General features: G+C 62.9%; 11 protein-coding genes. 5 read left to right on the top strand and 6 right to left on the bottom strand.

Features of this window, described 5'->3' with window-relative positions:
- Positions 1 to 116: 116 nt before the first annotated feature.
- Entirely contained in the window at positions 117 to 1,100 is a 984-nt protein-coding gene (locus tag M0D64_RS40800; RefSeq protein ID WP_266261828.1) for a YafY family protein, read from the bottom strand.
- Positions 1,101 to 1,201: 101 nt separating this feature from the next.
- Here M0D64_RS40800 and M0D64_RS40805 point away from each other — a divergent pair, with 101 nt between their 5' ends.
- The 3 genes from M0D64_RS40805 to M0D64_RS40815 all read left to right on the top strand — a co-directional run bounded on the left by M0D64_RS40805 (position 1,202) and on the right by M0D64_RS40815 (position 3,011).
- Positions 1,202 to 1,849 (top strand): glutathione S-transferase family protein, encoded by a 648-nt coding sequence (locus tag M0D64_RS40805; RefSeq protein WP_266238874.1) that lies wholly within the window; start codon positions 1,202 to 1,204, stop codon positions 1,847 to 1,849.
- A 213-nt stretch (positions 1,850 to 2,062) separates the two neighbouring features.
- Entirely contained in the window at positions 2,063 to 2,323 is a 261-nt protein-coding gene (locus M0D64_RS40810) for a DUF6723 family protein (protein WP_054040872.1), read from the top strand.
- A 97-nt stretch (positions 2,324 to 2,420) separates the two neighbouring features.
- Positions 2,421 to 3,011, top strand: coding sequence for a hypothetical protein (locus M0D64_RS40815; protein ID WP_266261829.1), 591 nt, complete (start codon positions 2,421 to 2,423; stop codon positions 3,009 to 3,011).
- A gap of 81 nt (positions 3,012 to 3,092) precedes the next feature.
- On the opposite strand, the gene glmS is transcribed toward M0D64_RS40815, so the two are convergent.
- From glmS to M0D64_RS40840, 5 genes are all read right to left on the bottom strand, one after another.
- Positions 3,093 to 4,910: a glutamine--fructose-6-phosphate transaminase (isomerizing) gene (glmS, locus tag M0D64_RS40820; RefSeq protein WP_266261830.1), complete on the bottom strand. Its 1,818-nt coding sequence runs from the start codon at positions 4,908 to 4,910 to the stop codon at positions 3,093 to 3,095.
- 60 nt (positions 4,911 to 4,970) lie between these two features.
- Positions 4,971 to 6,332: a bifunctional UDP-N-acetylglucosamine diphosphorylase/glucosamine-1-phosphate N-acetyltransferase GlmU gene (gene glmU / locus M0D64_RS40825; RefSeq protein WP_266261831.1), complete on the bottom strand. Its 1,362-nt coding sequence runs from the start codon at positions 6,330 to 6,332 to the stop codon at positions 4,971 to 4,973.
- A gap of 134 nt (positions 6,333 to 6,466) precedes the next feature.
- Entirely contained in the window at positions 6,467 to 7,465 is a 999-nt protein-coding gene (ttcA, locus tag M0D64_RS40830) for a tRNA 2-thiocytidine(32) synthetase TtcA (protein ID WP_266261832.1), read from the bottom strand.
- Positions 7,466 to 7,468: 3 nt separating this feature from the next.
- Positions 7,469 to 7,864 (bottom strand): dihydroneopterin aldolase, encoded by a 396-nt coding sequence (locus M0D64_RS40835; protein ID WP_074281934.1) that lies wholly within the window; start codon positions 7,862 to 7,864, stop codon positions 7,469 to 7,471.
- Positions 7,865 to 7,960: 96 nt separating this feature from the next.
- The gene (locus M0D64_RS40840; RefSeq protein ID WP_266238872.1) at positions 7,961 to 8,779 is read right to left on the bottom strand and encodes an SDR family oxidoreductase; all 819 of its coding nucleotides are present in this window, start codon (positions 8,777 to 8,779) and stop codon (positions 7,961 to 7,963) included.
- A 13-nt stretch (positions 8,780 to 8,792) separates the two neighbouring features.
- On the opposite strand from M0D64_RS40840, the gene M0D64_RS40845 reads away from it, so the two are divergent.
- Positions 8,793 to 9,983 carry a class I SAM-dependent methyltransferase gene (locus tag M0D64_RS40845; RefSeq protein WP_266261833.1) on the top strand — a complete coding sequence of 397 codons (1,191 nt, stop codon included), beginning with the start codon at positions 8,793 to 8,795 and terminating at the stop codon, positions 9,981 to 9,983.
- 22 nt (positions 9,984 to 10,005) lie between these two features.
- Complete coding sequence (locus tag M0D64_RS40850) at positions 10,006 to 10,200, top strand: DUF2905 domain-containing protein (RefSeq protein ID WP_171928508.1); 195 nt, start codon at positions 10,006 to 10,008, stop codon at positions 10,198 to 10,200.
- The last annotated feature ends 85 nt before the right edge of the window (positions 10,201 to 10,285 follow it).

The raw sequence follows: 10,285 nt of genomic DNA on the forward strand, positions 1-10,285 counted from the left end.
TCTGAGGAAAGACGGCCGGCTGGTGCGTCCGCGCGTGCTTCGCGAGCGCATGTCGGGCGCACCCAGTTGTGCGGCAGTGCGCTCGGAGAAACTACGCCGGCTGTGAATCGGCGCTCTCATTCCGCGTAGCGGCGATGCAAAGCTGCTGCCACCTCCGCGAAACGGGCGCGTAATTCCGGCGGCGCCAGCACGTCGGCCTCGGTGCCGAAGCGCAGCAACTCCGCGCATGCCTGCCTTATCGAACCGACCGGCAAAGTGACCGTGCGCCAGCCGTCGGACGGATCCGGCTCGCCGATTTTCGCGGCTGAGCGTGCGAACGGCGACGTGAAGGCTTCGAGCATCTGCATGCCCCACGGCGACAGGCGCAGCGTTGCCTCGCTCGCATGCATCTCTTCGGACAGACGCTGCGTGCTGTCTTGCCAGTAAGCCGCCAGATCGAAGGCGGGCGGTCGCTCGAAAGTCTCGTCAAGCACGTTCAATTCGAGAATGCGCGAAATGCGGTAGATGCGGATGTCCGCGCCGACCCGCCCAACCACGTACCACGCGCCGCTTTTCAGCACGATGCCGAGCGGGTCGATCCGCCGAAATTTTTCGGCCTTCCAGCTCTGATAGCGAATCTGCAGCGGATGCTGTTCCCACACCGCGCTGGCGATCAACGGCAGATTCGCGGGCTGGTCCGCGTCGGAAAACCAGGCGGGAGCGTCGAGGTGAAAACGCGAGCGCATGCGCTCCGCGGTCGAACGCAATTCGACCGGCAGCGCGGCAAGCAACTTGGTTTGCGCGCCGGCCATGACGGCGCCGAGCCCAAGTGCCTGCACTGGCCCCGGCAAGCCGGCGAGGAACAATGCCTCCGCTTCCTGCGACGACAGGCCGTTCAGACGCGTACGGTATCCGTCGAGCAGACGATAGCCACCTTCCGCACCACGTTCGCTCTGGACGGGGACGCCCGCGGCGCTCAAAGCGTCAATGTCGCGATAGATCGTGCGCAGGGAGACCGCGCATTCGTCGGCGAGCGACTGCGCGGTTACGCGTCCGCGCGCTTGCAAGGTCATCAGGATGGAAAGGAGGCGGCTGGCTCTCATGCGGACAAGTGTAGTCATACCTGACACAAACTGACAGGTATAGGCGCTTAGGATAGGGACATCCGGCGCCAGATGGACGCTGGCTTTTCCAACGAGACGCTCACCCAGAAGGCTCCCCCATGACCACCGACCGCACGATCACGCTGTTCCACTCACCGCAGTGTCGCTCCGTCAGCGCGCTCACGCTGCTCGAGGAGCTCGGCGCTCCGTATCAGTTGAAAGTGCTGAACATGAAGGCCGGCGAGCAGCGCAAGGCGCCGTATCTCGCGATCAATCCACTCGGCAAAGTGCCGGCGATTCTTCACGGCGACGCGCTGATCACCGAACAGGTCGCCATCTTTATCTATCTGGCCGACCTGTTTCCTGAAGCGGGTCTCGCGCCGGCGCTCGACGATCCGTCGCGCGGCCCGTATCTGCGCTGGCTGGTGTACTACGCGGCATGCTACGAACCGGCGCTGGTCGACAAGGCGATGAAGCGCGAACCGGCACCGCTCGCCACGTCGCCCTATGGCGATTTCGATTCGATGCTCGGGACGGTGACGAGCCAGCTGCAGGCGTCGCCCTATTTGCTCGGAGACAAGATGTCGGCCGCGGATATTTTGTGGGGCATCGCGCTGCATTGGGGGATGATGTTCAAGCTGGTGCCTGAGACGCCAGTCGTGCTCGAGTACACCCAGCGCGTCTGCTCGCGGCCGAGCTTCGTGAAGGTGAGCGAGCGGGATGTCGCGCTGGCGGCCGAGCATGAGGCGGCGGTCAAAGGGGCTTGATGTTGCGGGCGGGCTGCCGGGGATGCTGCGATGATCAGCGATGTTGGCGCCTGGCCGGCTGGCCAGTTGATCGGCCTGCCGATCCGGCATCCGGCTCGATGCGCCCGGATTTGAGACAATGAAGCCCGCCGGTGAATGTCTTCCCGGGACAACCGGGCGCGCCTTGACCTTTTCAGCAGGCGCCAGCCCATTGAACAAGAGATGTTTTCAGGTATGAGCAAGACCGTATTCATTCCCAGCGTCCCCGCGACGTCGGAGGACGATTTCGAGGTGTCGGCGACGTCGAAACTGGCCGGCTACCGGCGTTTTTTCGGCGTGTTGAAAGTGGTTCGAACCACCGATGGCCGCGTGCTGTTCCCGTTCGACGGCGCGCCGGAACTCGGACCTTACGCGACCAAGCTGGAAGCCGTCGCTGCGGCACAGGTATATGGCGAGCACATCGTGACCAGCGACCTGGCGCGTCCGGAGTTGTAAGCGCGGGCGCTCGGCGGCTGCGCTTTGGTCCCTTAGGCGGATTGCTCGGTAAGTCACTCGGAATCGTCATTTGAAGTGGTCATTTCGGGAGCAACGAATGCCTCGTCTGCGCAAAGTGGGCTCATTGCCCGCTGTCATGGGGAGTGCGGCCGTGCTGATGGCCGCTTTCTGTCAATCCGGCTTCGCCCAGACGTCGGACGCCAATGCCGGTCAGAGGGCGCTCGGCAAAGCCGAAGTCGTTCACGCCCAAGTCCACGTAGTAGCCATCTACCCGGCCACCAACAGCGTCACCCTACGCGGTCCGCGCGGCAATCTTGCGGATGTCGACGTCAATCCCCAGTTGGCCGATGTCAGGAAACTGCGGGTCGGCGACACGCTGAACGTTGCGTACCAGCAGGCGCTGCTGCTTCAAGTCGACAAGGTGGCGACCAAAGGCGTGCGTGAACGCATCGAGACGACGGTGGCGATACCGGCCTCAGCGGGATACGCATCGTCGGCGCATAGGGTGCAGGTTGTCGCGACGGTGTTGAAGATCGACCGTAAAAGCCGGATGGTGACGCTGCGTGGGCCGAAGCATCAGCAGGTACTGAGGGCGGCGGAGAGCATTCCGCTCGATGAGTTGAAAGTCGGCGACAGTGTGCGCGCGGAGTTTGTGTCGGCGGCTGCGGTGGAGGTGGTGAGGAAGTGAGGTGCGCTATCGGGGCAAAAAAAGGCCGCCCTCAGGCGACCGTTTTTTCAGCATGATGCGAGCGATAGCGGCCTATCACCCTCACTCCACCGTGACCGACTTCGCCAGGTTCCGCGGCTTATCCACGTCCGTGCCTCGCGCACAAGCCGTGTGATAAGCCAGCAACTGCAGCGGCACCACGTGCAGGATCGGCGACAGCAAGCCATAGTGCTCCGGCATCCGGATCACATGCAAGCCTTCGTCATTGACGATCTTTGTATCCGCATCCGCGAACACATAAAGCTCACCGCCACGCGCACGCACTTCCTGGATATTCGACTTCAGCTTCTCCAGCAGCGCGTCATTCGGCGCCACCGTCACCACCGGCATTGCTTCAGTCACGAGCGCCAGCGGCCCGTGCTTCAACTCGCCGGCCGGATACGCTTCCGCGTGGATATAGGAAATCTCCTTCAGCTTCAACGCACCCTCGAGCGCGATCGGATAATGCAGGCCACGCCCGAGGAACAACGCATGTTCCTTGCGCGAAAATTCTTCCGACCACGCAATGATCTGCGGCTCCAGCGCCAGCACGCTATTCAACGCCGCCGGCAGGTGGCGCAACTGCTTCAGATACTCGGCTTCCTGCTCCGCGCTCACCTGCCCACGCAGCTTTCCAAGCGTCGCTGCCAGCACGAACAGCGCCACCAGTTGCGTCGTGAATGCCTTGGTCGACGCCACACCGATCTCGCGACCCGCATGCGTGAGGAACGACAACTCCGTCTGGCGCACCATCGCGCTCGTGCCGACATTGCACACCGCCAGCGTATGTTTATGCCCCAGCGACTGCGCATGCTTGAGCGCCGCCAGCGTATCGGCCGTTTCGCCCGACTGCGAGATCACCACCACCAGCGACTTCGGATTCGGCACCGACTCGCGATAGCGATACTCGCTGGCAATTTCCACCTGGGTCGGGATCTTCGCGACCGACTCGAGCCAGTACTTCGCGGTCAGCCCCGAGTAATAGCTCGTGCCGCACGCGAGAATCAGCAGGTTGTCGATGTCCGCGAACACCTTCCCCGCGCCGTCGCCGAATAGCGCCGCGTCGAACGAATCGCCTTGCGGGATCGTGTCCGTAATCGCACGCGGTTGCTCGAAAATTTCCTTCTGCATGAAGTGGCGATACGGGCCGAGTTCGACCGCGCCGCCATACGCCGCGACCTGGCGCACTTCGCGCTGCGCTTCGTAACCGTCACGATCGGCGATACGCACGCCCTCGAGCGACAGTTCGCAAACGTCGCCTTCCTCGAGGAAGATGAAGCGTTCGGTGCTGCCGGCAAGCGCCAGCGCATCTGACGCGAGGAAGTTCTCACCGTTGCCGAGCCCAACCACCAGCGGCGAGCCTTGCCGCGCGCCGACCACCGTATGCGGCTGATCCTTATGCAGCACCGCGATCGCGTACGCGCCGTGCAATTGCCCGACCGCTTCGCGCACCGCGGCAAACAGATCGCCGCGATACAGGCTGTGAATCAGGTGAGCGATAACCTCTGTGTCGGTCTGCGAGACAAACACGTAACCCTTGCACCGCAGCATTTCGCGCAGCGACTCGTAATTCTCGATGATGCCGTTGTGTACCAACGCGAGCGCATCTTTCGAGAAGATCGGGTGGGCGTTGTCGGTTACCGGCGCGCCGTGCGTCGCCCAGCGCGTATGCGCGATACCCGTGATGCCTTCGAGGTGGCTCTCCTGCACCTGCTCATCCAGATCGGCCACGCGCGCGACGCTGCGAGCACGACGCGGCCCATCACTACCGAGTACCGCCACGCCGCACGAATCGTAGCCGCGATACTCGAGGCGACGCAGTCCTTCGATCAGGACGGGAACGATGTTACGTTGCGCAACCGCGCCGACAATGCCACACATGGCTTATTCCTTTTCAGTGCTGGGTTTCAGGGAGCGCGCTTCATGCGCGCGTCACGCCCATCAACTTTTCTTCTTGGTCGGGCGTACATAGCCCGACTTGCTTGTTTGAGTCTTATCGTTCAGGACCAGCATGTCTTCTTCGACATCCTTCCAGACCGTGGTGCCCGCCGCGATCGTCACGCCGCGCTTGACGCGCACGGGCGCAACGAGTTGCGTGTCCGAACCGACGAACACGTCGTCTTCGATGATCGTGCGGAATTTGTTCGCGCCGTCATAGTTACAGGTGATGGTACCCGCACCGATATTCACGCGCGCCCCGACATCCGCATCGCCGATATACGTCAGATGGTTCGCCTTTGAGCCATGACCGAGCACCGAGTTCTTCACCTCGACGAAGTTGCCGACGTGCGACTCATCCTGCAACGACGTGCCCGGACGCAGCCGCGCATAAGGGCCGAGCACGACGTTCGCACCCACTTCGGCGCCTTCGATATGCGTGAACGCGTCGACGCGCGTACCGGCGCCGATCGTCGCATTGCGGATCACGCAGTTCGGCCCGACCGTCACGTTGTCAGCCAGCGTGACGCGGCCTTCGAACACGCAGTTCACGTCGATCGAGACGTCGCGGCCGCATTCGAGTGTGCCGCGCACGTCGATTCGAGCCGGATCGGCAAGCGTCACGCCGGCCACCAGCAGAGTCTCGGCGACATTGTGCTGATGAATCCGTTCGAGTTCGGCAAGCTGCTGCTTGCTATTCACGCCGAGCGTTTCCCACTCTTCGTCAGGCTGTGTGGTGACGACTTCGAGTCCGGCTTCGATCGCCATCTCGACCGCGTCGGTCAGGTAGAACTCGCCTTGCGCGTTGTCGTTCTTTAACGCGGCGAGCCATGCGCCCAGACGCTCGGTCGGCGCAACGATGATGCCGGTGTTGATCTCGGCGATCTTGAGCTGCTCGGGCGTTGCGTCTTTCTGTTCGACGATGCGCGACACCTTGCCGTGCTGATCGCGCAGGATGCGGCCGTAGCCGCTGGGGTCGTCGAGCGTGACGGTGAGAACACCGTAGCCGCCTCGGCCCGCGCGATCGGTCAGCGCCAGCAGCGTGCTGGCGCGCGTGAGCGGCACGTCGCCGTACAGCACCAGCGTGGGTTCGGACGGATCGAGCAGCGGCAACGCCTGTTGCACGGCGTGACCCGTGCCGAGTTGCTGCTCCTGCGCGGCGAACTGGACATCCGGCGCCGCTACCGCTTCACGCACGGCTTCGGCGCCATGACCGACCACTACGACCAGACGCGTGGGCTTGAGCGCACGAGCAGTGTCGATGACATGAGCGAGGAGCGGCCGGCCAGCCAGGGGATGGAGCACCTTGGGAAGCGCGGACCGCATGCGCTTACCGGTGCCTGCCGCCAAAATCACGATGTTCATGGCGTCGGCAATCAGACAAGTTTGGAGCCGACGATTCTATCATGCGGCCTATAACGAATAAGGCCGCTCGCGCGGCCTTATTACCCTGCCGAATCACCCGGAAACCTTTGATTTCAGGGCACTTCACGGCCTGGTTACATATCGTCGAACTGAACGATCGAGATCGGCTTCGATCCGTTGAAGGTTGCGCCCTCGCCGGAATCGGTCGAACACGGCTCCTCGTCGAAGGCGATATCGCCTTGTGGATCGGCCTCGCCGCTTGCACGCAGGCCGGCGAACGGGAACAGCTTGTGATCCATCAGATGCGACGGCACGATGTTCGACAACGCATTGAACATGTTCTCGATGCGGCCCGGGAAACGCTTCTCCCAATCGCGGATCAGCGCCTTCATTTCCGCGCGTTTCAGGTTCGGCTGGCTGCCGCACAGGTTGCACGGAATGATCGGGAATTCGCGCAACTCCGCGTACTTTTCCAGATCGGTTTCCTTCACGTAAGCGAGCGGACGGATCACGATATTCTTGCCGTCGTCTGATTGCAGCTTGGGCGGCATGCCCTTCAGCTTGCCGCCGTAGAACATGTTGAGCAGCAGCGTTTGCAGAATGTCGTCGCGATGATGGCCGAGCGCGATCTTGGTCGCGCCGAGCTTGCCCGCCACGCGATACAGAATCCCGCGACGCAAGCGCGAGCACAGCGAGCAGGTTGTCTTGCCCTCCGGCACCAGCCGCTTGACGATGCTGTACGTATCCTGGTTCTCGATGTGAAACGGAATGTCGAGTTGCTTCAGGTACTCGGGCAGCACGTGCTCCGGAAAGCCCGGCTGCTTCTGGTCGAGATTCACTGCGACGATGTCGAAGTTGATCGGCGCGCGTTCGCGCAGCCGCATCAGGATTTCGAGCATCGCGTAGCTGTCCTTGCCGCCCGACAGGCACACCATCACCTTGTCGCCTTCCTCGATCATGTTGAAGTCGCCGATCGCCTCACCGACCTGGCGCGCGAGCCGCTTGAACAGCTTGTTGTTCTCGTAGGCTTCTTTCTGCTCGCGGCGCGTGAGCGGCGCTTTGACCGCTGAGGCGTGTCCGGCCTGCACAGCCTCGGGGGCCGCGGTGTCGTTCAGGATTTCCTGAGCATTCATGGCTCAATCCTCTTTGATACGGAAAACTTCGACGCCCACAGCGTCGCAGTCGGGATAAACGTCCGGCTTTTCGGTCGACACGCACACGGCGCGCACCTGCGGATGAGCGAGGAGCGCCTTGACGAGGTCATCGCAGAGGGTTTCCTGCAGGTGAATATGACCTTGCTCGACGCGGCGCGCGATGGTCGAGCGCATGAAGTCGTAGTCGACCACTTCGTTCAATTTGTCCTGAACCGGCGTGGACAGCGCGAGCGGCACGAACAGTTCGACGTTGATCACGACGCGCTGTTCGCCGCGCTTTTCGAAGTCGTGCACGCCGATGTTGATGTGCACTTCGTAATTGCGCAGAAAGAGCCGGCGGCAATCGGCGAGCCGGGGATGCGAAAGAGCGGCAAACATGTTCGTTCCAGTCGAAAAAAGAGTGCGGAGCACTCAAGTGGGCGCTTCAAGGCGCGGGCGGCCGCCGGTTCACCCGGCAACCAGTACGCACGCGCTTCAGGCGCCCGTCAAAAACATAACGTCGCGCGGCAGCGGCACGAGGTGCTGCCCGCCGTCGACCACCAGCGTCGTTCCGGTGACGCCCGCTGCATCGGCGAGATACAGCGCGGCGGCGACAATATCCTCCGGCCGCGACGCGCGGCCCAAAGGCGTAGCACGGTGAGCTTCTTCAAAACCAGCCGGCGTTTGATCGGCGGATTGCATCGTCAGACCAGGGGCAAGCCCGACCACGCGCACTTTCGGCGCCAACGCCTGCGCCAGCGCAACCGTCGCTGTCTGCAACGCTGCTTTCGACAGCGTGTAGGACAGGTAGTCCGGGTTCATGTTGTACAGCTTCTGGTCCAGCACATTGATGACCACGCCGCGCTGGCTTTCATCGGTGCGCGCGGCTTCCGGCGTGGCCTCGAACAGCATACGCGCCAGCACGAGCGGCGCGCCGAGATTCATCGCGGTCAGCTTCAGCAGAAGGTCGTAACCGACGTTCTGCGCCGTGTCTTCTTCGAAGCGCGAGGCGTTGTTGACAATACACGACGGGCGGCCCAGCGCGGCCATACAGGCGGGCAGAAGCTGCTCGACCTGGGCCTCGTCGCCCAATTCCGCGTGCAAAGCCACCGCCCGACGGCCAAGGGCGACGATTTCCGCGACTACTTCGTCAGCCGCCTCCCGCGACGCGCCGTAGTGGACCGCCACGTCCCAGCCACGCGCGGCGAAGCCGAGCGCGAGCGAGCGCCCGATGCGGCGGGCGGCGCCGGTAATCAGCACGATGCGCGGCGTTTCAGGCGCGCGGGCGGCGGCGGTGTCCAGAGGGGCGGTCATTTACAATGCGGGGATGAATCCGAAAGCTCACCAACCCGATAGTTTACCTGCTCCCGGCCCGAGCGCGCTTGCGCAGTCCGAAGCGCTGGTCGCACAGGTCCGCGCGGAGCTCGAAGCGGCAGGCGGCTGGCTGCCATTCGACCGCTACATGGAGCGCGCGCTTTACGCGCCGGGACTCGGCTATTACAGCGGCGGCGCCCGCAAATTCGGCCTGCGCGGCGACGACGGCAGCGACTTCGTCACGGCGCCGGAAATGTCGCCGCTATTCGCCGCGACGCTGGCGCGCCCGCTCGCCGAGGCCTTGGAGGCGAGCGGCACGCGCGAGCTGATGGAATTCGGCGCCGGTACGGGGAAACTCGCCGCCGGCTTGCTGAATGCGCTCGACGCGCTGGGCGTCGAATTCGACAGCTACTCGATCGTGGATTTGTCCGGTGAGTTGCGCGAACGCCAACGCGAGACGATCGAAGCCACGGCACCGGCGCTGGCCGCGAAGGTGCGCTGGCTGGACGCGTTGCCGGAAGGATTCGAAGGCGTGGTGATCGGCAACGAAGTGTTGGACGCGATGCCCGTACGGCTTTTCGCCTTTACCGGCGGCGCCTGGCACGAACGCGGCGTGACGTGGCGCGACGAGGCCTTTGCGTTCGACGACCGGTTGGTATCGGAGGCTGCGGACATTGCGCTTCTGGCTGAGATCGAAACTACCGGTGTCGACTACGTCACCGAAACGCACGACGCCGCCCGTGCATTCACGCGGACCATTTGCACGATGCTCACGCGTGGCGCGGCGTTCTTCATCGATTATGGTTTTCCGCGCCACGAGTACTACCATGAGCAACGCGCGCAGGGCACGTTGATGTGCCATTACCGGCACCGGGCGCATGGTGACCCGTTTGTCTATCCGGGCTTGCAGGACATTACCGCGCACGTGGAATTTACCGGCATCGCCGAAGCCGGCGTCGAGGCTGGTGCGGATTTGTTGGGGTTCACGTCGCAAGCGCGGTTCTTGTTGAACGCGGGGATTACCGAGACGTTGTCGGCGCTCGATCCAGCGGACACGGCGAAGTTTTTGCCTGCGGCGAATGCGGTCCAGAAGTTGTTGTCCGAGGCGGAGATGGGTGAGCTGTTCAAGGTGATCGCGTTTTCGCGCGGGCTGGATGACACGCTGCAGGTGTTTTCCGGCGGCGACCGGTCACATACGTTGTGATTTTTTGCCTTAGGGATTGGCGATGATCCGCTGGCTGTTGACTACGTTTGTTGCGGTGGCGGTGTTGTCGGCCTGCTGGCCGTGGCTCAGGAAGATCGGGATTGGGCGGATGCCTGGTGATGTTACGTTGCGCCTCTTCGGGCGGGAGTACCCGTTTCCGTTTATGTCGACGCTTGTGGTTTCGATGGTTTTGTCGCTGATCGCGAGGGTTTTGTAGTCTGCTCGGCACTTGTTGTCAGTGTTCTTGGGGTGTTGGCCTTTCCTTGAATTGTTAGTGGTCTATTAGCGTTGCCCCTGTGCGG

Source organism: Paraburkholderia sp. WS6 (assembly GCF_030464835.1).
In the GTDB taxonomy this organism is placed as follows: Bacteria; Pseudomonadota; Gammaproteobacteria; order Burkholderiales; family Burkholderiaceae; genus Paraburkholderia; species Paraburkholderia madseniana.

Bases quoted from the DNA above. Each gene is read 5' to 3' on its own strand.
- ttcA (WP_266261832.1), bottom strand. From the start codon at position 7,465: ATGAATGCTCAGGAAATCCTGAACGACACCGCGGCCCCCGAGGCTGTG.
- M0D64_RS40810 (WP_054040872.1), top strand. From the start codon at position 2,063: ATGAGCAAGACCGTATTCATTCCCAGCGTCCCCGCGACGTCGGAGGAC.
- M0D64_RS40815 (WP_266261829.1), top strand. From the start codon at position 2,421: ATGCCTCGTCTGCGCAAAGTGGGCTCATTGCCCGCTGTCATGGGGAGT.
- M0D64_RS40835 (WP_074281934.1), bottom strand. From the start codon at position 7,864: ATGTTTGCCGCTCTTTCGCATCCCCGGCTCGCCGATTGCCGCCGGCTC.
- M0D64_RS40800 (WP_266261828.1), bottom strand. From the start codon at position 1,100: ATGACTACACTTGTCCGCATGAGAGCCAGCCGCCTCCTTTCCATCCTG.
- M0D64_RS40840 (WP_266238872.1), bottom strand. From the start codon at position 8,779: ATGACCGCCCCTCTGGACACCGCCGCCGCCCGCGCGCCTGAAACGCCG.
- M0D64_RS40805 (WP_266238874.1), top strand. From the start codon at position 1,202: ATGACCACCGACCGCACGATCACGCTGTTCCACTCACCGCAGTGTCGC.
- glmU (WP_266261831.1), bottom strand. From the start codon at position 6,332: ATGAACATCGTGATTTTGGCGGCAGGCACCGGTAAGCGCATGCGGTCC.
- M0D64_RS40845 (WP_266261833.1), top strand. From the start codon at position 8,793: ATGAATCCGAAAGCTCACCAACCCGATAGTTTACCTGCTCCCGGCCCG.
- M0D64_RS40850 (WP_171928508.1), top strand. From the start codon at position 10,006: ATGATCCGCTGGCTGTTGACTACGTTTGTTGCGGTGGCGGTGTTGTCG.
- glmS (WP_266261830.1), bottom strand. From the start codon at position 4,910: ATGTGTGGCATTGTCGGCGCGGTTGCGCAACGTAACATCGTTCCCGTC.